At 61.3% G+C, this 21513-nt stretch carries 20 protein-coding genes; 18 read left to right on the top strand and 2 right to left on the bottom strand.

Annotated features, from left to right (window positions below):
- The first annotated feature begins 184 nt into the window (after window positions 1-184).
- The 4 genes from miaB to corC all read left to right on the top strand — a co-directional run bounded on the left by miaB (window position 185) and on the right by corC (window position 4463).
- Entirely contained in the window at window positions 185-1609 is a 1425-nt protein-coding gene (gene miaB, locus DCL27_RS04120) for a tRNA (N6-isopentenyl adenosine(37)-C2)-methylthiotransferase MiaB (protein WP_005289066.1), read from the top strand.
- A gap of 354 nt (window positions 1610-1963) precedes the next feature.
- Window positions 1964-3019 carry a PhoH family protein gene (locus tag DCL27_RS04115; RefSeq protein WP_005295300.1) on the top strand — a complete coding sequence of 352 codons (1056 nt, stop codon included), beginning with the start codon at window positions 1964-1966 and terminating at the stop codon, window positions 3017-3019.
- A complete protein-coding gene (gene ybeY / locus DCL27_RS04110; RefSeq protein ID WP_005289073.1) occupies window positions 3016-3489 on the top strand; it encodes an rRNA maturation RNase YbeY in 474 nt (157 codons plus the stop codon). Before DCL27_RS04115 ends, ybeY begins: the two co-directional genes overlap by 4 nt.
- 86 nt (window positions 3490-3575) lie before the next feature.
- Window positions 3576-4463 carry a CNNM family magnesium/cobalt transport protein CorC gene (gene corC, locus DCL27_RS04105; RefSeq protein ID WP_005289077.1) on the top strand — a complete coding sequence of 296 codons (888 nt, stop codon included), beginning with the start codon at window positions 3576-3578 and terminating at the stop codon, window positions 4461-4463.
- Window positions 4464-4497: 34 nt separating this feature from the next.
- On the opposite strand, the gene ald is transcribed toward corC, so the two are convergent.
- Window positions 4498-5610 carry an alanine dehydrogenase gene (gene ald / locus DCL27_RS04100; protein ID WP_035597433.1) on the bottom strand — a complete coding sequence of 371 codons (1113 nt, stop codon included), beginning with the start codon at window positions 5608-5610 and terminating at the stop codon, window positions 4498-4500.
- A gap of 157 nt (window positions 5611-5767) precedes the next feature.
- On the opposite strand from ald, the gene lnt reads away from it, so the two are divergent.
- The 7 genes from lnt (at window position 5768) to rihA (DCL27_RS04065) (ending at window position 12806) form a co-directional block, all read left to right on the top strand.
- Window positions 5768-7297, top strand: coding sequence for an apolipoprotein N-acyltransferase (lnt, locus tag DCL27_RS04095; RefSeq protein WP_005289086.1), 1530 nt, complete (start codon window positions 5768-5770; stop codon window positions 7295-7297).
- A gap of 345 nt (window positions 7298-7642) precedes the next feature.
- A complete protein-coding gene (locus tag DCL27_RS04090; protein WP_005289096.1) occupies window positions 7643-8545 on the top strand; it encodes a glutamate/aspartate ABC transporter substrate-binding protein in 903 nt (300 codons plus the stop codon).
- A 97-nt stretch (window positions 8546-8642) separates the two neighbouring features.
- The gene (locus tag DCL27_RS04085; RefSeq protein ID WP_005289099.1) at window positions 8643-9383 is read left to right on the top strand and encodes an amino acid ABC transporter permease; all 741 of its coding nucleotides are present in this window, start codon (window positions 8643-8645) and stop codon (window positions 9381-9383) included.
- Entirely contained in the window at window positions 9383-10060 is a 678-nt protein-coding gene (gene gltK / locus DCL27_RS04080; RefSeq protein WP_035597435.1) for a glutamate/aspartate ABC transporter permease GltK, read from the top strand. The genes DCL27_RS04085 and gltK overlap by 1 nt, the downstream gene beginning before the upstream one ends.
- Window positions 10057-10782, top strand: coding sequence for an amino acid ABC transporter ATP-binding protein (locus tag DCL27_RS04075; protein WP_005289105.1), 726 nt, complete (start codon window positions 10057-10059; stop codon window positions 10780-10782). The genes gltK and DCL27_RS04075 overlap by 4 nt, the downstream gene beginning before the upstream one ends.
- A 129-nt stretch (window positions 10783-10911) precedes the next feature.
- Window positions 10912-11871: a pyrimidine-specific ribonucleoside hydrolase RihA gene (gene rihA / locus DCL27_RS04070; protein WP_035597437.1), complete on the top strand. Its 960-nt coding sequence runs from the start codon at window positions 10912-10914 to the stop codon at window positions 11869-11871.
- Window positions 11868-12806, top strand: coding sequence for a pyrimidine-specific ribonucleoside hydrolase RihA (gene rihA / locus DCL27_RS04065; RefSeq protein ID WP_035597441.1), 939 nt, complete (start codon window positions 11868-11870; stop codon window positions 12804-12806). Before rihA (DCL27_RS04070) ends, rihA (DCL27_RS04065) begins: the two co-directional genes overlap by 4 nt.
- A 31-nt stretch (window positions 12807-12837) precedes the next feature.
- Here the strand turns inward: rihA (DCL27_RS04065) and DCL27_RS04060 are convergent, their stop codons facing one another.
- A complete protein-coding gene (locus DCL27_RS04060) occupies window positions 12838-13320 on the bottom strand; it encodes a zinc ribbon-containing protein (protein ID WP_005289114.1) in 483 nt (160 codons plus the stop codon).
- 302 nt (window positions 13321-13622) lie between these two features.
- On the opposite strand from DCL27_RS04060, the gene leuS reads away from it, so the two are divergent.
- The 7 genes from leuS to mrdA all read left to right on the top strand — a co-directional run bounded on the left by leuS (window position 13623) and on the right by mrdA (window position 21507).
- Complete coding sequence (gene leuS, locus DCL27_RS04055) at window positions 13623-16205, top strand: leucine--tRNA ligase (RefSeq protein ID WP_035597444.1); 2583 nt, start codon at window positions 13623-13625, stop codon at window positions 16203-16205.
- 14 nt (window positions 16206-16219) lie between these two features.
- Window positions 16220-16888 carry an LPS assembly lipoprotein LptE gene (gene lptE, locus DCL27_RS04050; RefSeq protein ID WP_035597447.1) on the top strand — a complete coding sequence of 223 codons (669 nt, stop codon included), beginning with the start codon at window positions 16220-16222 and terminating at the stop codon, window positions 16886-16888.
- Window positions 16885-17919, top strand: a complete 1035-nt coding sequence (holA, locus tag DCL27_RS04045; protein WP_005289126.1) for a DNA polymerase III subunit delta — start codon at window positions 16885-16887, stop codon at window positions 17917-17919. The genes lptE and holA overlap by 4 nt, the downstream gene beginning before the upstream one ends.
- Complete coding sequence (gene nadD / locus DCL27_RS04040) at window positions 17909-18574, top strand: nicotinate-nucleotide adenylyltransferase (protein WP_005289129.1); 666 nt, start codon at window positions 17909-17911, stop codon at window positions 18572-18574. Before holA ends, nadD begins: the two co-directional genes overlap by 11 nt.
- Before the next feature lie 178 nt (window positions 18575-18752).
- Window positions 18753-19070, top strand: coding sequence for a ribosome silencing factor (rsfS, locus tag DCL27_RS04035; RefSeq protein WP_005289131.1), 318 nt, complete (start codon window positions 18753-18755; stop codon window positions 19068-19070).
- Window positions 19071-19074: 4 nt separating this feature from the next.
- Window positions 19075-19545, top strand: coding sequence for a 23S rRNA (pseudouridine(1915)-N(3))-methyltransferase RlmH (gene rlmH / locus DCL27_RS04030; protein WP_005289134.1), 471 nt, complete (start codon window positions 19075-19077; stop codon window positions 19543-19545).
- A 66-nt stretch (window positions 19546-19611) separates the two neighbouring features.
- Window positions 19612-21507 carry a peptidoglycan DD-transpeptidase MrdA gene (gene mrdA, locus DCL27_RS04025; RefSeq protein WP_005289136.1) on the top strand — a complete coding sequence of 632 codons (1896 nt, stop codon included), beginning with the start codon at window positions 19612-19614 and terminating at the stop codon, window positions 21505-21507.
- Window positions 21508-21513 lie beyond the last annotated feature (6 nt).

The following is a 21513-nucleotide window of genomic DNA, read 5'->3' as shown; positions in this document are numbered from 1 at the left end:
GCACCGCACATTTTGCGCTAGTGTAACGGATTTCCCCCGCCTTGCCCCCTGCTATCTGACTGGTCACGACAGCGCCAAGCGATTACAATAGCCGCCCTGCCGCGGACGCAACGGTCACCGCCGGTGGGCGCCTCATCGGCGTTCGCGCGTCCCTGATCCACCTGCACTGAGCAATGGCAAGTCGATGACAAAAAAACTGCATATTAAAACCTGGGGCTGTCAGATGAATGAGTATGACTCATCCAAGATGGCCGATCTGCTGGGCAGCACGCATGGCCTTGAGCTGACGGATAATGCCGAGGACGCCGATGTCCTGCTGCTGAATACCTGTTCGATCCGTGAAAAGGCGCAGGAAAAAGTGTTCCATCAGCTTGGCCGCTGGAAGATGCTCAAAGAGGCCAAACCGGATCTGATCATTGGCGTCGGCGGTTGCGTCGCCTCACAAGAGGGTGAGCACATCCGCGAGCGCGCCAGCTTCGTCGACATCATCTTCGGGCCACAGACCCTACATCGCCTACCGGAGATGATCGAGCGCGCACGCGGCAGCCACAGCCCGGTAGTCGATGTCAGCTTCCCAGAGATCGAGAAGTTCGACCGTCTACCGGAGCCACGCGCCGAGGGTGCCACCGCCTTCGTCTCCATCATGGAAGGCTGTAACAAGTACTGCACCTACTGCGTCGTGCCCTATACCCGTGGCGCCGAAGTCAGCCGCCCGTGCGACGACGTCCTGTTCGAAATCGCCCAGCTGGCCGCCCAAGGGGTACGCGAAGTCAACCTACTGGGGCAGAATGTGAACGCCTACCGTGGTGCCACCTTCGACGGCGGTATCTGCACCTTCGCCGAACTGCTGCGCCTGGTGGCCGCCATCGACGGCATCGACCGTATTCGCTTCACCACCAGCCATCCGATCGAATTCAGCGACGATATCATCGCCGTGTATGAGGACACGCCGGAGTTGGTCAGCTTCCTGCACCTGCCGGTGCAGAGCGGCTCCGACCGCATCCTCAACCTGATGAAGCGCACCCACACCGCACTGGAGTACAAGGCGATCATCCGTAAGCTGCGCAAGGCGCGCCCGGACATTCAGATCAGCTCCGACTTTATCGTCGGCTTCCCTGGGGAGACCCAGCAGGACTTCGAACAGACCATGCAGCTGATCGCCGACGTCGACTTCGACATGAGCTACAGCTTCATCTTCTCCGCCCGTCCGGGGACCCCGGCCGCCGACATGGTGGACGATGTCCCGGAGGAGGAGAAGAAACAGCGCCTGTATATCCTGCAAGAGCGTATCAGCCAACAGGCGATGCGTTACAGCCGCCGGATGCAGGGCACCGTGCAGCGCATCCTGGTCGAGGGCACCTCACGCAAGAACGTGATGGAGCTCTCTGGTCGTACCGAAAACAACCGCGTGGTCAACTTCGCCGGCCAACCGGAGATGATCGGCCGCTTCGTCGATGTGGAGATCACCGAGGTGCTGCCGAACTCCCTGCGCGGCGTGGTGGTACGCAGCGAAGAGGAGATGGGACTACGCATCAGCGAATCACCGCAGTCGGTGATCGCCCGTACCCGTAAAGAGGACGATCTGGGCGTCGGCCGCTACCAGCCGTAAGCCATCCCGTTCACCCTCCCCCCGTCAACGCCCGGTTCTGGACCGGGCGTTTTTCATACACCAGGGGCGGAAAACGGTGGAGGAAGTGGTAGAATATCCCGCCTAAAAGGCAATGATTACATCGGATTAAACCAACGCCTCCAGCCTGCTCTCCGTGCCGGAAACGGCGCCGAACAGCAACGCATATCGGGCCATGCGGCCAGCCGGGATTGGTAATTGTTCCCTCCTGGCATGTATGATGGAGAGCGTTTTCTTGCGCGTGACCGCCAGGCGGCACGCATTGAGGCGCGCCCGACACCGTCAGCCCTGACGGCGCTTGAGCGCAGCAACGAACCAATACATTCGAGGATCGATTTGAACGTCACTACCGAAGAGCTTCTGCTTGAACCCGCTGATAATCAGCGACTGAACAGCCTATGCGGCCCGTTTGATGACAATATCAAGCTGCTAGAGCGCCGCCTGGGGATCGAAATCAGTCACCGTGACAATCACTTTAAACTGGTCGGCCGCACCCCCTGTGTCCGCGCCGCCATCGATATTCTCAAAAATCTGTATGTGGAGACCGCCCCGCTACGCGGCCAGGTCGGCGACATCGATCCCGAGCAGATCCACCTGGCACTCAAGGAGAGCCATGTGCTGGAGCAGGCCGCCGAACACGTGCCGGACTACGGCAAGGCGATCCACATCAAGACCAAGCGTGGGCTGATCAAGCCGCGTACCCCGAATCAGGCGCAGTACATCGCCAACATTCTCGATCACGACATCACCTTCGGCATCGGCCCCGCCGGGACCGGTAAGACCTATCTGGCGGTGGCCGCCGCGGTCGACGCCCTGGAACGCCAGGAGATCCGCCGCATCCTGCTGACCCGTCCGGCGGTCGAGGCGGGGGAAAAGCTGGGCTTTCTCCCCGGGGATCTCAGCCAGAAGGTTGACCCCTATCTGCGCCCGCTGTATGACGCCCTGTTTGAGATGCTCGGCTTCGAGCGGGTCGAGAAACTGATGGAGCGCAACATCATCGAGGTCGCGCCGCTGGCCTACATGCGCGGACGCACCCTGAACGACGCCTTTATCATCCTGGACGAAAGCCAGAACACCACCATCGAACAGATGAAGATGTTCCTGACGCGCATCGGTTTTAACTCCAAGGCGGTGATCACCGGCGACATCACCCAGGTCGACCTGCCACGCAACCAAAAATCCGGCCTGCGCCACGCCATCGAGGTGCTCTCTCCGGTCGACGAGATCAGCTTCAACTTCTTCCACAGCGAAGATGTGGTTCGCCACCCCGTCGTCGCCCGCGTCGTCATGGCCTACGAGGCGTGGGAAGCCGCCGATCAGCAACGTAAGGCAGCGCTGGCCGCCGAGCGTAAACGCGAGGCTCAAGCCTCTCAGCAACAGGAACAAGCATGAGTAATATTATTCTCGACCTACAGATCGCCTGCGACGACGCCCCCGGCCTCCCCGCCGAGGGCGACTTTCTCCGCTGGCTCGAGGCGGTACTGCCGCGCTTTCGTGACGAGGCGGAGGTCACCATTCGCCTGGTGGATGAGGCGGAGAGCCACGAACTTAACCTCACCTACCGCGGTAAAGATCGCCCGACCAACGTGCTCTCCTTCCCGTTTGAGGCCCCGCCGGAAATTGAGCTGCCGCTACTCGGTGACATGGTGATCTGCCGTCAGGTGGTGGAGTTAGAGGCGCAGCAACAGAACATAACCCCGCTCTCACATTGGGCGCATATGGTTGTGCATGGCGCGCTTCATCTGCTAGGGTATGACCACATCAGCGACGAAGAGGCTGAAGAGATGGAGTCTCTGGAGGCCGACATCATGCAGGCATTGGGTTATCCCGATCCCTACGCGGCCGAAAAAGAGTCCGACTGAACGAACCCCCGGGTTCATGTTTGCGCTGGCCGCCAGGCGGCCGGCGTTAAGATTGACCAGACAAAGAGTAACCACACACATACGCTATGAGCGACGACCATTCTCAGAATAGCGACAGCCCCAGTCCCCATAAGAAAGGCTTCTTTTCCCTTTTGCTCAACCAACTGTTCCACGGCGAACCGAAAAACCGCAACGATCTGGTTGAGCTGATCCGTGACTCCGAGCAGAACGATCTGATCGACCCCGATACCCGCGACATGCTGGAGGGGGTGATGGATATCGCCGAACAACGCGTCCGCGACATCATGATCCCACGCAGCCAGATGGTCACCCTGAAGCGTAATCAGACCCTGGATGAGTGCCTGGACGTCATCATCGACTCCGCCCACTCCCGCTTCCCGGTGATCAGCGAGGATAAAGATCACATCGAAGGATTGCTGATGGCCAAGGATCTGCTGCCCTTTATGCGCAGCGATGCCGAACCGTTCAGCATCGACAAGGTGCTACGCCAGGCAGTCGTGGTGCCAGAAAGCAAACGCGTCGACCGGATGCTGAAGGAGTTTCGCTCCCAGCGTTACCATATGGCCATCGTCATCGACGAGTTCGGCGGTGTCTCCGGGCTGGTGACCATCGAGGATATTCTGGAATTGATCGTCGGCGAGATCGACGACGAGTACGATGAGGTCGAGGACCGCGACGTGCGCCAGATCAGCCGCCACCTATACACCGTGCGGGCGCTGACCCAGATCGAGGACTTCAACGAGGCCTTCGCGACGCGCTTCAGCGACGAGGAGGTCGACACGATCGGCGGCTTAGTGATGCAGGCCTTTGGCCATCTACCGTCACGCGGCGAGAGTATTGAGATCGATGGCTACCTGTTTAAGGTCGCCATGGCGGACAGCCGGCGCATCATCCAGGTACACGTCAAGATCCCGGATAACGCCCCCCTGCCTAAACTGGACGTCGAGATCTAAAACGAGGGGGCGGCTCGCCCCCCGTTTAGCGCGCTTACGCCAGTAGGCGGTGTGGATCGGTGTAACTCAGGCCATGTGCCTGCGCCACCGCCTGGCAGGTCAGCTGCCCCGCCATCACATTCAATCCAGCCAATAATCCCGCATCCTGACGCAACGCCGCCAAGCCGTGATCGGCCAAGGCCAGAATGTAGGGTAGCGTCGCGTTGTTCAACGCCTGGGTCGCGGTGTAGGCCACCGCCCCCGGCATATTCGCGACGCAGTAGTGCACCACGCCCTCCTCGACATAGGTCGGCGCCTGATGGGTGGTTGGATGCGAGGTTTCCACACATCCCCCCTGATCGATCGCCACGTCGACGATCGCCGACCCCGGACGCATCATCGCCACCTGCGCACGCGATACCAACTTCGGCGCGGCGGCACCGGGCACTAACACTCCGCCGATCAGCAGATCGGTCGTCGGCAACAGACGCCCAATCGCCTCGTGGCTAGAGTAAACCAGCTTCACCCGCCCCTGAAACTCACTGTCCAAGCGTTGCAACACCGCCAGGTTACAATCCAGCAGCGTCACATCGGCGCGCATCCCCAGCGCCATACGCGCCGCATTGGCGCCGACCACCCCGCCGCCGAGGATCACCACCTTAGCCGGCTCGACGCCGGGTACGCCCCCTAATAGGATGCCGCGCCCGCCCTGTGTCTTCTCCAGCGCCTGGGCCCCAGCCTGGATCGACATCCGCCCGGCCACCGCCGACATCGGTGCCAATAGGGGCAGGCCCCCCTCACGCTGGGTCACCGTCTCATAGGCGATGCAGGTCGCGCCGCTGGCCAGCAACGCCTGGGTCTGAGCCAGATCGGGTGCCAGGTGCAGGTAGGTAAACAGGATCTGCCCCGGCCGCAGGCGGGCACATTCCGCCGCCTGCGGCTCTTTCACTTTGACGATCAGCTCGGCGCTGGCGAATAGCGTGGCGGCATCGGCAACGACCTCGGCGCCAGCCTGACGGTACAGCTCGTCGCTATAGCCGATCCCCGCCCCTGCCGTGCTTTCCACCATAACTCTATGGCCTCGCAACGTAACTTCACGTACACTGCTCGGCGTCATACCGACACGATATTCGTGGTTTTTTATTTCTCTTGGTATGCCAATAATCATGTTACCCTCACGTTATCTGCTGGTTACCGCACCATAAAAAACAGCCGAATCATTGCTTTATTTTTCACCAGTATAGGCACTGTGGGATAGAATTTGTCACCATTTTTTAACAACGATTGGGCTACATCTCCATTCTGAAGTGAAAAGAGTAGAATTAATGACTATCGCTGCTTTACTGCAACGCCAACGCATTCGTGCGTTATTGGCCTTGGCCTGCGGGGCCTGCGGCACCCTCGCCTTCTCGCCCTACGATATCTGGCCTGCGGCACTGATCTCCCTATGCGGCCTACTCGCCGTCACCCTAAACCGCACCACTCGCCAGGCGATGCTACTGGGCTTCCTCTGGGGGCTAGGGCTGTTCGGCAGCGGCGTCAACTGGGTCTATGTCAGCATAGAACAGTTTGGCGGCATGCCGACGGCGATCAGCGTCTCCCTGGTGGTATTACTGGCCGCCTACCTGGCGCTCTACCCGCTGCTGTTCTGCGCCGTACTCAACCGCCTATGGCCACGTGCCACCGTCTGGCGTCTGGTCATCGCGGCGCCTGCGCTGTGGCAGGTCAGCGAGTTTCTGCGTGGTTGGGTACTGACCGGCTTCCCCTGGCTACAGTTTGGCTATAGCCAGCTCAACGGCCCGCTGAAAGGGATCGCACCGCTGGCTGGCGTCGACGCCATCACCTACCTGTTAGTCGCCATCAGCGGCCTGCTGGTCTTGGCCGCCGTGCAACGCCGCCTCCTACCGGCACTGCTGGCGCTGGTGCTCTTACTCGCCCCCTGGCCACTCCGCCAACTGCACTGGTATCAAAGCCTGCCGCAGAAGTCGGTCAATGTCGCCATGGTGCAAGGCGACATCGCCCAATCGCTAAAGTGGGACCCGAATGCGCTGATCACCTCGCTGCAAGCCTATCTCGACACCACCCGTCCCTATCTGGGCAAGGCGCCGATCATCATCTGGCCCGAGTCAGCCATCGCCGACACCGAAGCCAACGAACAGCCCTTCCTGACCATGATGGATCGCCTGCTGCGTGCCCACCACAGCAGCCTGATCACCGGTTTGGTGGACGAACGCCCCGGGCCGAACGGCATGCGCTTCTACAACTCGGTGATCGTGCTAGGTGGCGAGACGCCTTACCACTATCCGGCGCGCCAACGCTACAGCAAGCATCACCTGGTGCCGTTCGGCGAGTTCGTCCCGATGGAGGATCTGCTGCGCCCGCTGGCGCCCTTCTTCAATCTGCCGATGTCGGCCTTCAGCCGTGGCGACTATGTGCAACCGGCGCTCCAGGTGCAGGGCTACAATCTGACCACCGCGATCTGCTATGAGATCGTGCTGGGCGAGCAGGTGCGCGCCAACTTCCGGCCCAATACCGACTTCTTGCTCACCGTCTCTAACGATGCTTGGTTCGGCAACTCCATCGGCCCGTGGCAACACTTCCAGATGGCGCGTATGCGCGCGCTGGAGTTAGGCCGCCCACTGCTGCGTGCTACCAATAACGGCATCACCGCCGCCGTCGACGCCTCCGGTAACGTCATCGCCAGCCTGCCGCAGTTCAAACGCTTGGTCCTCGAGGTGAACGTCACCCCGACGCGGGGCGAAACGCCTTACGCCCGCCTAGGCAGCACACCCCTCTGGATCCTCAGTGCGCTGATGGGCGCCTTGGCGCTGCTCTACACACTGCGCCGCCGTTAATCTCGCTCACGGGCGATCGCGAAGATCGCCCGCCTCCCCCACCTTTGGCATATCCCTTGCAATATCTCCCCGTAGTGGGGCAAACGTGTCGCCTAACGGTGGCATACGGCCTCGCTTGCACCACACTGGCGCAACCGGCCGCCCCAACGGCGTGCATCTCTACGCCAACGCCATAAAATGGTGCGCGTTACATCTCATTTTATAAACATATTGATATCAATTTATTTACATTGCGTTATGTTTTCAGCAACGCTACTCACGCTAACGTTCGGCGTGAGACGGATGTGAATAAGCATTATAAAACAAATAGATAGACACAACACCCTCGACAGGAAGGAGTTAGGCATGCATAAGTCTGTGTTAACAATGGCACTTTTAGCATTATCTCTCCCGCTGTATGCCGTAGCGGATAACGGTGCCGCCGACTCGGCCACGTTAGCGAAGATCAAGCAGAATGGGGTCATCGTGGTCGGCCACCGTGAGTCGTCGGTCCCCTTCTCTTATTACGACAATAAGCAGCAGGTAGTCGGCTACTCGCAGGACTACAGCAACGCCATCGTGGCGGCGGTAAAGAAGCAACTCGGTCTCCCCAACCTGCAGGTAAAGCTCCTACCGATCACCTCGCAGAACCGTATCCCGTTGCTGCAAAACGGTACCTATGATTTCGAATGCGGCTCGACCACCCATAACGCCGAACGCCAGCAACAGGTCGCCTTCTCCAATACCCTGTTCATCGTCGGTACCCGCTTGTTAACCGCCAAAGACAGCGGGGTACATGACTTCCGCGATCTGGCCGGTAAACCGGTGGTGGTCACCTCCGGAACCACCTCGGAGATCCTGCTCAATCGGATGAACGAGAAAGAGGGCATGAAGATGCGCATCATCAGCGCCAAGGATCATGGCGATGCCTTCCGTACGCTGGAGAGCGGCCGCGCCGTGGCCTTCATGATGGATGATGCCCTCTTGGCGGGCGAGCGCGCCAAGGCCAAGCAACCCGAGCGCTGGGTCATCGTCGGTACGCCGCAATCCTATGAGGCCTACGGCTGCATGCTGCGTAAGGACGACCCCGCCTTCAAGAAACTGGTCGATGACACCATCGCTCAGGCACAAACCTCCGGTCAGGCCGCCAGCGGATATCAGCGCTGGTTCGAGCAACCGATCCCGCCGAAGAATATGAACCTGCACTTCGCCCTCTCCGAGGAGATGCGTAAGTTATTCGCCTCACCCAACGATCGCATCGCCGAATAAACATAACCACGCCGCGTCGTCCCGTAGCCCCCTACGGGACACGGCATCGCTCTCCTCGCGCGCCCGCTGGCGGCGCGCGGGTTAACCGGAGTCATCTATGTCTATCGATTGGAACTGGGGCATCTTCCTCGAGCCGGCACCCTTCGGCGGTACCACCTACCTGGGCTGGATCGGCTCCGGGATGCAGGTGACCCTCGCCCTCTCCGCGGCAGCCTGGTTGATCGCCCTGCTGTTAGGTTCGTTGTTGGGCATCCTGCGTACCCTGCCCAGCCGCCCATTGGCTACCCTCGGTGCCCTCTACGTGGAGTTATTTCGCAACGTCCCGCTGATCGTGCAATTCTTTACCTGGTATCTGGTGGTGCCGGAGTTATTGCCGACGGACTGGGGCAACTGGTTTAAGGGCGAGCTGGATCCGCCGATTCAGTTCTTCGTCTCTTCGCTGTTGTGTCTGGGGCTCTTTACCGCCGCGCGCGTCTGCGAACAGGTGCGCGCCGCGATCAACGCCCTGCCGCGAGGGCAGAAGAATGCGGGGCTGGCGCTCGGTTTCACCCTGGCACAAACCTACCGCTATGTGCTGCTGCCCAACGCCTACCGCGTCATCGTGCCGCCGCTCACCTCCGAGATGCTGAACCTGGTGAAGAATTCGGCCATCGCCTCGACCATCGGTTTGCTCGACATGGCCGCCCAGGCGGGCAAGCTACTAGACTACTCGGCACACGCCTATGAATCCTTCACGGCCATCACTCTGGCGTATATCGCTATCAATGCGCTGTTGATGCTGGGCATGCATCTACTGGAGCGCCGCCTCCAGCTACCGGGCAATATGGGGAGCCGCTAATGTATCAATTTGACTGGAGTTCTATCGTCCCCAGCCTGCCCTATCTGTTGGATGGCATGGTGATTACCCTACAGATCACCGTCACGGCGGTCATCGTCGGTATCCTGTGGGGCACCTGTCTGGCGGTGATGCGCCTGTCGCGCTGGAAACCCCTGGCCTGGTTCGCCGCCCTGTACGTCAACCTCTTCCGCTCGGTTCCGTTGGTGATGGTACTGCTGTGGTTCTATCTGGTGGTGCCGAGCCTGTTGCAACAGGTGCTCGGTCTCTCCCCCAAACAGGATATCCGGCTGATTTCGGCGATGGTCGCCTTCGCCCTGTTCGAGGCCGCCTACTATTCCGAGATCATCCGCGCCGGGATCAAGAGCGTCGCACGCGGGCAGAACGCCGCCGCGCTGGCGCTCGGCATGACACCGTGGCAATCCATGTATCTGGTGATCCTGCCGCAGGCGTTCCGCGCCATGGTACCGCTGCTGCTGACCCAAGGGATCGTGCTATTTCAAGACACCTCGTTGGTGTATGTCCTGAGTCTGGCCGACTTCTTCCGCACCGCCTCGACCATCGGCGAACGCGACGGCACCCAACTGGAGATGATCCTGTTCGCCGGCTTCATCTACTTTATTATCAGCCTCAGCGCCTCGCTGCTGGTCAACCATCTTAAGAAAAGGAGCGCAGTATGATCGCCCTGCAACACGTCAGCAAATGGTATGGACAGTTTCAGGTGCTGAACGACTGCAGCACCCATGTCGATAAGGGCGAAGTGGTGGTGGTCTGCGGCCCCTCCGGTTCGGGGAAGTCGACCCTGATCAAGACCGTCAACGGGCTGGAGCCGATCCAGCAGGGGCAGATCACCGTCAATGGTACGGCGCTGCACGACCGCCACACCAATCTGGCGCAGCTGCGTGCCCAGGTCGGCATGGTCTTCCAGCACTTCGAACTGTTTCCCCATCTATCGATCATCGACAACCTGACGCTGGCGCAAATCAAGGTGCTGGGACGGCCGCGCGCCCAAGCCGTCAGCAAGGGACAGGCGCTGCTGGAGCGGGTCGGTCTGGCCTCGCACGCCGCCAAGTTCCCTGCTCAACTCTCCGGTGGCCAGCAGCAACGCGTGGCCATTGCCCGCGCCCTGTGCATGGATCCGGTGGCGATGCTGTTCGACGAGCCGACCTCGGCCCTCGATCCGGAGATGATCAACGAGGTCTTGGATGTGATGGTCTCCCTGGCACGCGACGGAATGACCATGATGGTGGTTACCCATGAGATGGGCTTCGCGCGCAAGGTGGCCAACCGCGTGATCTTTATGGATGAGGGGCGGATCATCGAGGATCGGGCCAAGGATGACTTCTTCACCCAGCCCCATTCGCCGCGGGCGCGCGATTTCCTGGCCAAAATCATCCACTAACCTCGCGACGGCTCGGCATATCCGGAGTGCGCCCTGACTCACGCTTTGCCGCGCAACGACTGTCCGCGCTCGCGTCACGGGAGTATGGTGTAAGCCAACCATCCCGTGACGCGAACCGGAGGGTTCCCCATGACACTACCCCTGATTATCGATTGCGACCCCGGCCACGATGATGCCATCGCCCTGATCCTGGCGCTGGCCAGCCCAGAACTGGATGTGCGGGCCGTGACCACCAGCGCCGGCAATCAAACCCCGGACAAGACCCTGCGCAACGCCCTGCGCATCCTCACCCTGCTGCGCCGCAGCGACATCCCGGTCGCCGCGGGCGCCGCCAAACCGTTGCTGCGCGAGCTGATCATCGCCGATAACGTGCACGGCGAGAGCGGGCTGGACGGCCCAGACCTCCCCGAGCCGGGCTTCGCACCACGCCCCGAAGGCGCACTGGCGCTGATGGCGCAGACACTGCGCACCACGACGCAGCCGCTCACCCTGGTGGCCACCGGCCCGCTGACTAACGTGGCACTGCTGCTGGCCGCCCACCCGGAGCTGAAGCCGCGCATTGAGCGCATCGTCATCATGGGCGGCAGCGCCGGGGCGGGGAACTGGACGCCGGCGGCGGAGTTCAATATCTACGTCGATCCCGAAGCCGCCGAGATGGTATTCCAGAGCGGGGTGCCCATCGTGATGGCCGGCCTGGATGTGACCCACCGGGCCCAGATCCTCGACGCCGATATCGAACGCTTACGCGGCCTAGGCAACAGGGTGGCGCGTACCGTCGCCGAGCTACTCGACTTCTTTATGCGCTATCATCGCCAAGAGAAGTGGGGCTTCCAGGGGGCTCCGCTGCACGACCCCTGCACCATCGCCTGGCTGTTACGCCCGCAGATGTTCACCCAGCATGAGTGTTGGGTTGGCGTAGAGACCGCGGGGCAATACAGCGACGGTATGACGGTGGTGGATCGCCTCGGCCTGAACGGCCTGCCCGCCAACACCACCTTACTGACCGATATCGATCGCCAGGCCTTCGTCGATCTGCTGGCCGAGCGGATCGCCACGGCGTATGGCGACTTCACGGAGGAAACACGATGAAACTACCGCTGATCATCGACTGCGATCCTGGCCTGGATGATGCTATCGCCCTGGCGATGGCGCTGCGTGCACCGCAACTGGAGGTGTTGGCCGTGACCACCAGCGCCGGTAACCAGACCCCGGATAAAACCCTCAACAATGCCCTGCGCCTGCTGACCCTGATGGGGCGCGACGACATTCCGCTGGCCGGCGGCGCCGCCCAGCCACTGCTCTCCCCGCTGCGTATCGCCGAGGAGGTGCATGGCAGCACCGGGATGGGGCATACGCAATTACCCGACGCCCCTCGGCATGCCGATGCGCGCGGTGCGCTGGCGCTGATGGCCGAGGTGCTGCAGGCCAGTCCCGAGCCCGTCACCTTAGTGGTCACCGGTCCGATGACCAATGCCGCCCTGCTGCTGCGTAGCTACCCACAGCTGGCCTCACGCCTGGCGCAGATCGTCTTCATGGGCGGGGGAATGGGCGCGGGTAACGCCACCCCCTGCGCCGAATTCAACATCCTGGTCGATCCCCACGCAGCGGAGATCGTCATGCAGTCCGGCGTCCCGCTGGTGATGGCGGGATTGCATATGACACACCAGGCCTTGGTGTTGCCAGAGGAGGTCGAGCGTATCCGCGCCCTCGCCAACCCGGTGGCGTGCGCGGTAGCCGAGATGCTCGATTTCTACCTGCCCATCTACCTCAACGGGCCGAACCGCTTGCCCGGTGCGGCGATGCACGATCCTTGCACCATCGCCTGGCTGCTGGCGCCACAGCTGTTCAGCAGCGAGCGCTATTGGGTGGGGGTGGAGACGCGTGGGCGCTATACGACCGGGATGACGCTGGTCGATCGCGATCGGCTGACGGGGCGTGATGCCAACTGCGAGGTGTTGTTGACCATCGACCGCCCGGCCTTTGTCGAATTACTGATCGCCACGCTACGGCGTTATGCGGTGTAGCGTGGGAGGGTGAGCCACGATGCCATCGCCCTCAGGGGCGGAAGGGGCGGCGCTGGAACTGGTCATGACCACAACGCGGGCAGCGCGGGAGGATCTCCGGGGTGTAGACATCCAGGTTGAAGTGGCACTTCTCGCACACCAAGTGTCCCAGGCCGACCACCTCGCCGCTGTGGTAGACCCCGTGATGGCTGACATCCTGTAACACCTCGCGCCACTCGAGCTGTGTCTTGTCGGTGATGTCGGCCAGCTCCTGCCACAGGCTCTCCTTGATCACCCGCATGAAGACGCTGTCCTCCATCTCATCGCGGCTCTCCTGATAGGCACGGGCAAACTCCTCCAGATCGCGGCGCATCGCCAGACGGATCTGCTCGATGTCGGCCTCGCTCAGGTCACTGGCATGGCGCAGTTGCTGCTCCGCGCTCTCCAGCAGCGCGTCGATGTCGCGCTCCCCCTTCTTCAGGCGTTCGGTCAACGCCGCCAGCCATTGCTGATAATAGTGCGTCACCTTACTCATCGTCCTACCTCCATCTCACAGCGGTCAGAAAAGCGAACGCGCCGGCCCCTCTGCATCGGCCTGCACGAAAATCCCCAAACTCCAGTCTGTTAGTTATAGTTTAGCCATGATTAATTGTCAGACTATCATCTTCATCGTCACGGAGTAACAAAAGGTGACAAGCTCACCGCCGGGGAAAGAATTCGCCACACAGCCACGCTCGGCGGTTGTTGCCTGCGGCGCTTATCGGCTATTCTATGCCGATCACTATCACACATCAGGCTACAGGTGTAGCTGTTTCACTAACAGGACTTCCAGCTGCCATGCAAGAGCAATATCGTCCAGAGGACATCGAATCCCACGTCCAGCGCCATTGGGATGAACAGAAAACCTTCCAGGTCACCGAGGATGCCAGCAAGGAGAAATACTACTGCCTCTCCATGCTGCCGTACCCGTCCGGCCGTCTGCATATGGGCCACGTCCGTAACTACACCATCGGTGATGTGATCTCCCGCTATCAACGCATGCTGGGCAAGAATGTGCTGCAGCCCATCGGCTGGGACGCCTTCGGTCTGCCGGCGGAAGGCGCCGCGGTCAAGAACAACACCGCACCGGCCCCCTGGACCTATGCCAACATCGATTACATGAAGAACCAGCTGAAGCTGCTGGGATTCGGTTATGACTGGAGCCGCGAAATCGCCACCTGCAAGCCGGACTACTATCGCTGGGAGCAGTGGTTCTTCACCAAGCTGTATGAAAAAGGCCTGGTCTACAAGAAGACCTCGGCGGTCAACTGGTGCCCTAACGACCAGACCGTGCTGGCGAACGAGCAGGTGATCGACGGCTGCTGCTGGCGCTGCGACTCCAAAGTGGAGCGCAAGGAGATCCCGCAGTGGTTCATCAAGATCACCGACTATGCCGATCAGCTGCTCAACGATCTGGATAAGCTGGAGGATTGGCCGGAACAGGTCAAGACCATGCAGCGTAACTGGATCGGCCGTTCCGAAGGGGTCGAGATCACCTTCCGCGTCGCCGATCGCGACGAGACCTTCGCCGTCTATACCACGCGCCCGGACACCTTCATGGGGGTCAGCTATCTGGCGATCGCCGCCGCGCACCCGTTGGCCCAAGCGGCCGCGGCCAACAACCCGGCGTTGGCGCAGTTTATCGACGAATGCAAGAACACCAAGGTCGCCGAAGCCGACATGGCGACCATGGAGAAGAAGGGCATGGCCACCGGCCTGTACGCCGTGCACCCGCTGAGCGGTGAGCGCCTCCCCATCTGGGTCGCCAACTTCGTGCTGATGGACTACGGCACCGGCGCGGTGATGTCCGTCCCGGCCCATGACCAGCGTGACTGGGAGTTCGCCAGCAAGTATGACCTGCCGATGAAGGCGGTGATCCTGACCGCCGATGGCCAGGTCCCGGATATCGCCGCCGCGGCGATGACCGAAAAGGGCGTGCTGTTCAACTCCGGCGAGTTTGACGGGCTGGACTTCGCGGCCGCCTTCGACGCGGTAGCCGCCCGCTTAGCCGCCCTCGGCGTCGGCGAGCGTAAGGTCAACTACCGCCTGCGTGACTGGGGTGTCTCCCGTCAACGCTACTGGGGTGCGCCGATCCCGATGATCACCCTGGAAGATGGCAGCGTGATCCCGACCCCGGAAGATCAATTACCGGTGATCCTGCCGGAAGACGTGGTGATGGATGGCATCACCAGCCCGATCAAGGCCGATGCCGAATGGGCCAAGACCACCGTCAATGGCCAACCGGCGCTGCGTGAAACCGATACCTTCGACACCTTTATGGAGTCCTCCTGGTACTACGCCCGTTACACCTGCCCGCAGTTCGACCAAGGCATGCTCGATCCGGAGGCCGCCAACTACTGGCTGCCGGTCGATCAATATGTCGGCGGTATCGAACACGCCATCATGCACCTGATGTACTTCCGCTTCTTCCACAAGCTGATGCGTGATGCCGGCCTGGTGGATTCCGACGAGCCGGCCAAGCGCCTACTGTGTCAGGGGATGGTACTGGCCGACGCCTTCTACTACACCGGCGTCAACGGCGAGCGCAACTGGGTCTCTCCGGTCGATGTCACTGTCGAACGCGATGATAAGGGGCGTATCACCAAGGCCACCGACCGCGATGGGCGCGAGCTGATCTACGCCGGCATGAGCAAGATGTCCAAGTCGAAGAACAACGGCATCGACCCGCAGGTGATGGTCGAGCGCTACGGCGCCGATACCGTGCGTCTGTTCATGATGTTCGCCTCGCCGGCGGAGATGACCCTGGAGTGGCAGGAGTCTGGCGTCGAGGGGGCCAACCGCTTCCTGAAGCGTGTCTGGAAACTGGCCTATGACCACGTACAGAAGGGCCCAACCGCCGCGCTCGACCTGAGTGCGCTGAACGACGATCAGAAAGCCTTGCGCCGCGATCTGCACAAGACCATCGCCAAGGTGAGCGACGACATCGGTCGCCGTCAGACCTTCAACACCGCCATCGCCGCCGTGATGGAGCTGATGAACAAGTTGACGCGCGCCCCGCAGGAGAGCGAACAGGATCGCGCCCTGATGCAGGAGGCCCTGCTGGCAGTGGTACGCATGCTGTATCCGTTCACCCCGCACGTCTGCTTCACTCTGTGGCATGCCCTGGGTGGCGCCGGCGATATCGACGTCGCACCGTGGCCGGTCGCCGATGAAGCGGCGATGGTCGAAGAGAACAAGCTGATCGTGGTCCAGGTCAACGGTAAGGTTCGCGCCAAGATCACCGTTGCCGCCGACGCCAGCGAGGAGCAGGTACGCGCCCTGGCGGCTCAAGAGCCGCTGGTCGCCAAGTACCTCGACGGCGTCACCGTGCGTAAGGTGATCTTTGTAGCGGGCAAACTGCTTAACCTGGTTGTCGGCTAAGCCGAGGAGGACGTGTGCGACATCGTATCACTACGCTGTTGCTAGGATTGGCGGTGTTACTCACCGCCGGATGCGGATTCCACCTGCGCGGCGACGCGCAGGTTCCCTCCGAGTTCCATAAGCTCATCTTAGACAGTAGCGACCCGTATGGTCCCTTTACTCGCGCGGTGCGCGAACAGCTACGCCTGAACGACGTCATCATCGTCGATGCCGCGAGCCAGCCGACGCAAACGCGCGCCAAGACGGAGGGTGACCAGGCCAACGTGCTGCCCTCACTGCGTCTGTTAGGCGTCAGCCGGAGTCAGGACACCGTCTCCATCTTTAAGGATGGGGTGACGGCGGAATACCAGATGGTGATGACCGCCAACGCCCAGGTGCTGGTGCGCGGCCACGACATCTATCCGATCACGGTACGCGTCTATCGCAGCTTCTTCGACAACCCGCTGGCCGCCTTGGCCAAGGATGCCGAACAGGCAATGCTGGTCCAGGAGATGTACCAACAGGCGGCGCGGCAACTGGTTCGTAAGCTGATGAGCGTCCAGGCAGCCGAATTGCAGAGCAATGATCAGCGGATGCGCGTCGATGCCAGCGCCCCAAAGGTCCAAGGCAGCGACGACTTTGATCGGGTCAACACCGGCGTCATCGCCGCGCCGGCCTCTACGGCCGGACAGACGGCGCAATGAACCGGATCTACCCCGAACAGCTCGGCGCGCAGTTGCAGGATGAACTGCGCGCCTGCTACTTCATTCTGGGCAACGAACCCCTACTGATCCAGGAGAGCCTGGATCTGATCCAACAACGGGCGCGCACGCTGGGATTCGACGAGCACTATAGCGTCACCCTCGATCCGCACACCGACTGGGAGGCGCTCTTCAGCCAATCCCAATCGCTGAGCCTGTTCGCCAGCCGCCAGATCCTCACCCTGACCCTGCCGGATAATGGTGTCAATGCGGCGATGGGCGAGCGGCTGACTCAACTGGCCGGGCTGTTACACCCCGATCTGCTACTGCTACTGCGCGGTCCCCGTCCGACACGCGCCCAGGAAAACGCCGCCTGGTACAAACAACTGAGCGCACAGGCTACCCTGATCAGTTGCCAGACACCGGAGCAGGCGCAACTGCCGCGCTGGGTCGCCAACCGCGCCCGCCAGATGCAACTCCAGCTCGACGAGGCGGCACTGCAACTGCTGTGCTACTGCTACGAGGGCAACCTGTTGGCGTTAGCGCAGGCCCTCGGCCGCCTCGCCCTGCTCTACCCCGATGGGCGGCTCACCCTGCCGCGCGTCGAACAGGCGGTCAACGACGCCGCGCACTTCTCCCCCTTCCACTGGGTGGATGCCTGCTTAGCGGCGCGCGCCAAACGCGCCTGGCATATTCTGAGCCAGTTACGCCAGGAGGGCTGCGAGCCGGTGGTGCTGCTGCGCACCGTCCAGCGCGAAGTGCTGCTGCTGTTACAGTTGAAGCGAGCGAGCCAACAGACGCCGCTGCGCACGCTGTTCGACCGGCATAAGGTGTGGCAAAACCGCCGCCCGCTGTTGACCCAGGCGTTACAAAACCTGGCGTTACCCCAGTTGTATCAGGCGGTGGCGCTGCTTAGCCAATGCGAACAGATCATCAAACAGGATTTCGGCCAGTCTGTCTGGCCACAGCTGGAATCCTTGACCCTACTACTGTGCGGCAAGACGCTGCCGGAGAGTATGCTGCATGCCGAGTAAATCCTGCCCGGCGGCGCCAGCCCTGCTGGCGCTGTTTGGAGGCACTTTCGATCCCATTCACTATGGTCACCTCAAACCGGTAACGGCCCTGGCCCAGGAAGTCGGCCTCAGCCACATCACCCTGCTGCCCAACCATGTGCCGCCGCACCGTCCCCAACCGGAAGCCAGCGCCGCCCAACGCCTGGCGATGGCGCAGCTGGCGATCGAAGACGATCCGCTATTCTCCGTCGATGACCGCGAGCTCCGCCGCGACAGCCCCTCCTATACCATCGATACCCTAGAGGGATTGCGCGCCGAACTGGGTGTCAACCAACCGCTGGCTTTCATCATCGGGCAAGACTCGCTGCTCAGCCTGCACCAGTGGCAGCGCTGGCAGGATATCCTGCGCTGTTGTCACCTGCTAGTCTGTGCCCGCCCCGGCTATCCCGATCGTCTGGCGACGCCGGAGCTGCAAGCCTGGCTGGAGCGACACCGCACCCAAGATAGTGACCGTCTGCACCAACACCCTCACGGCTTTATCTACCTGGCCGACACACCGCTCTACTCCGTCTCCGCCACCGATATTCGTCAGCGTCGCCACCTGGGCATCAGCTGTGACGATCTCCTGCCGCGGTCGGTACAACGTTACATCGAGCTACAGGGCCTCTATCGCTAAGCATGCCTCATCGGTCGGTCGCTTTCGCCCGTTCGGTGATTGACAGGGATTTGCAGGCTGCTATTCTCCGCAGCTACGCATGACAGGCACGCCATTCACGCGTGCCTCACGCCGGGAGACCCCGCGTCATCCCGGCTCATGCCGGATACATTTATCACCTTTTGATGAGGGGGAACCTTTGCAAGGTAAAGCACTCCAAGATTTCGTTATTGATAAGATTGATGATCTGAAGGGGCAAGAGATCGTCGCCATCGATGTGTGTGGCAAATCCAGTATCACCGACTGCATGATCATCTGCACCGGCACCTCTAACCGCCACGTGATGTCCATCGCCGACCATGTGGTCCAGGCGTCCCGTGCCGCCGGGCTGATGCCGTTGGGCGTCGAAGGGCAAAACGGCGCCGAATGGGTGGTGGTCGATCTCGGCGATGTCATCGTACACGTGATGCAGGAAGAGAGCCGCCGCCTGTACGAGCTGGAAAAGCTGTGGGGTTGATGCGGTGAAACTGCAACTGGTGGCGGTCGGCACCAAGATGCCCGACTGGGTACAAACCGGCTTTCTCGACTATATCAAACGCTTTCCCAAGGATATGCCGTTTGAGCTGACCGAGGTGCCAGCCGGTAAACGCGGTAAAAACGCCGACATTCGCCGCATCCTGGAACGAGAGGGCGAGCTGATGCTGGCGGCGGTGGGGAAAGGTAACCGCATAGTCACCCTGGATATTCCCGGTAAACCGTGGGATACCCCGGCATTGGCCGGGCAGTTGGAACGCTGGAAACAGGATGGCCGCGACGTGAGCCTGCTGATCGGTGGCCCCGAAGGGTTGGCGCCGGCCTGCAAGGCGGCGGCCGAGCAAAGCTGGTCGTTGTCACCGCTGACGCTGCCGCACCCGCTGGTGCGCGTGTTGGTCGCCGAGAGCCTCTACCGCGCGTGGAGCATTACGACCAATCATCCTTATCATCGTGAGTAATCGCCTGCCGGCCTACGCCGGCAATGACGTTAATCCCGGCAGTACGCTAGAGCATGACGGAACGGAATGAAACCAGATCGTAACCCCTTTCGTGACTATTCGGCAGAGTCCGCCCTGTTCATCCGGCGCGCGCTGGTCGCCTTCGCTGGCGTCCTGCTGCTGACCGGGGTTCTGATCGCCAACCTCTATCACCTGCAGATCCTGCGCTTCGAAGATTACAAGACGCGCTCTAACGAGAACCGTATCAAGCTGGTGCCCATCGCGCCCAGCCGCGGCATGATCTACGATCGCAACGGGACCCCGCTGGCCTTTAACCGCACCATCTATCAGTTGGAAGTGATCCCGGAGAAGGTCGAGGGGCTGCAAGAACAGATCGCGGCGCTGGGCCCCATCGTCGATCTCAGCGCGGACGATCTCGATAACTTCCAGAAGGAGCGTAAGCGCTCGCGGCGCTTCACCTCTATTCCGCTGAAAACCGCCCTCAACGAGGTGCAGGTGGCGCGCTTCGCCGTCAACCAGTTCCGTTTCCCCGGTTTCGAGGTCAAAGGCTATCAGCGCCGCTACTACCCCTATGGCTCCGCCCTGACCCACGTCATCGGCTACGTCTCCAAGATCAACGATAAAGACGTCGAGCGACTGGATAAAGAGGGCAAACTGGCCAACTACGCCGCCACCCATGACATCGGCAAGCTGGGCATCGAGCGCTACTATGAGGATGTGCTGCACGGCAAGACCGGTTACGAAGAAGTCGAGGTCAATAACCGTGGCCGCGTGATCCGCCAACTACACGAACAGCCCCCGCAGGCGGGGAAAGACATCTACCTCACGCTGGATCTCAACCTCCAGCGCTACATCGAGCAGCTGCTGGTTGGCAGCCGCGCCGCGGTCGTGGTCAGCGATCCACGCACCGGCGGCATCCTGGCGCTGGTCTCTACCCCCAGCTATGATCCCAACCTGTTTGTCGATGGCATCTCAAGCAAGGACTACCGCGCCCTGCTCAACGACGCCAATCGGCCGCTGATCAATCGCGCGACCCAAGGGGTCTACCCACCCGCCTCGACGGTGAAGCCGTATGTGGCGGTCTCGGCGATGAGCGCCGGGGTGATCTCACGCAACACCACCCTCTTCGATCCCGGTTGGTGGCAGCTACCGGGCTCCGAGAAACGCTTCCGCGACTGGAAGAAGTGGGGGCACGGGCGGCTGAACATCACCAAGGCACTGGAGGAGTCGGCGGATACCTTCTTCTATCAGGTGGCCTATGACATGGGGATCGACCGCCTGAGCGAGTGGCTCAGCAAGTTCGGCTATGGCCAGTATACCGGCATTGACCTCTCCGAGGAGCGTTCCGGACTGATGCCGACCCGTGAATGGAAACTTAAACGTTACAAGAAACCCTGGTATCAGGGTGATACCATCCCGGTCGGTATCGGCCAGGGCTATTGGACCGCCACCCCGATCCAGATGGCGAAGGCGCTGAATATCCTGATCAACGACGGCAACGTCAAAGTGCCGCACCTGCTGTTGAGCACTCGCATCGACGGCCAGCTGGTACCATTCCGCCAGCAGGAGAGCCAGCAGATCGGCGACATTCACTCCGGTTTCTGGGAGATCGCGAAGGATGGCATGTTCGGCGTGGCTAACCGCCCCAACGGTACCGGTTACAAATACTTCAACGGCGCGCCCTATAAGATTGCCGCCAAGTCAGGTACCGCCCAGGTATTCGGCTACGAGACCTATAACGCGCACACCATCGCCGAACACCTGCGTGACCATAAGCTGATGACCGCCTTCGCCCCCTACGATAATCCGCAGGTCTCGGTGGCGATCATCCTGGAGAACGGCGGTGCCGGTCCGGCGGTCGGTACCATCATGCGCCAGATCCTGGACCACATCATGCTGGGCGATGACAATACCCAGCTTCCCAATGCTACCCCCGCGCCCCCCGGCGTGGAGGGTGACTGATAGGCA

The organism is Edwardsiella tarda ATCC 15947 = NBRC 105688, from assembly GCF_003113495.2.
Classification (GTDB): domain Bacteria; phylum Pseudomonadota; class Gammaproteobacteria; order Enterobacterales; family Enterobacteriaceae; genus Edwardsiella; species Edwardsiella tarda.
This window is presented reverse-complemented; position numbering and strand designations above follow the sequence as displayed.

Coding starts and splice junctions, on each gene's coding strand:
- DCL27_RS04075 (WP_005289105.1), top strand. CDS start 10,057: ATGATCGCCCTGCAACACGTCAGCAAATGGTATGGACAGTTTCAGGTG.
- DCL27_RS04060 (WP_005289114.1), bottom strand. CDS start 13,320: ATGAGTAAGGTGACGCACTATTATCAGCAATGGCTGGCGGCGTTGACC.
- ybeY (WP_005289073.1), top strand. CDS start 3,016: ATGAGTAATATTATTCTCGACCTACAGATCGCCTGCGACGACGCCCCC.
- DCL27_RS04085 (WP_005289099.1), top strand. CDS start 8,643: ATGTCTATCGATTGGAACTGGGGCATCTTCCTCGAGCCGGCACCCTTC.
- holA (WP_005289126.1), top strand. CDS start 16,885: ATGAACCGGATCTACCCCGAACAGCTCGGCGCGCAGTTGCAGGATGAA.
- mrdA (WP_005289136.1), top strand. CDS start 19,612: ATGAAACCAGATCGTAACCCCTTTCGTGACTATTCGGCAGAGTCCGCC.
- nadD (WP_005289129.1), top strand. CDS start 17,909: ATGCCGAGTAAATCCTGCCCGGCGGCGCCAGCCCTGCTGGCGCTGTTT.
- rihA (WP_035597441.1), top strand. CDS start 11,868: ATGAAACTACCGCTGATCATCGACTGCGATCCTGGCCTGGATGATGCT.
- lnt (WP_005289086.1), top strand. CDS start 5,768: ATGACTATCGCTGCTTTACTGCAACGCCAACGCATTCGTGCGTTATTG.
- rihA (WP_035597437.1), top strand. CDS start 10,912: ATGACACTACCCCTGATTATCGATTGCGACCCCGGCCACGATGATGCC.
- DCL27_RS04090 (WP_005289096.1), top strand. CDS start 7,643: ATGCATAAGTCTGTGTTAACAATGGCACTTTTAGCATTATCTCTCCCG.
- gltK (WP_035597435.1), top strand. CDS start 9,383: ATGTATCAATTTGACTGGAGTTCTATCGTCCCCAGCCTGCCCTATCTG.
- leuS (WP_035597444.1), top strand. CDS start 13,623: ATGCAAGAGCAATATCGTCCAGAGGACATCGAATCCCACGTCCAGCGC.
- ald (WP_035597433.1), bottom strand. CDS start 5,610: ATGATTATTGGCATACCAAGAGAAATAAAAAACCACGAATATCGTGTC.
- miaB (WP_005289066.1), top strand. CDS start 185: ATGACAAAAAAACTGCATATTAAAACCTGGGGCTGTCAGATGAATGAG.
- corC (WP_005289077.1), top strand. CDS start 3,576: ATGAGCGACGACCATTCTCAGAATAGCGACAGCCCCAGTCCCCATAAG.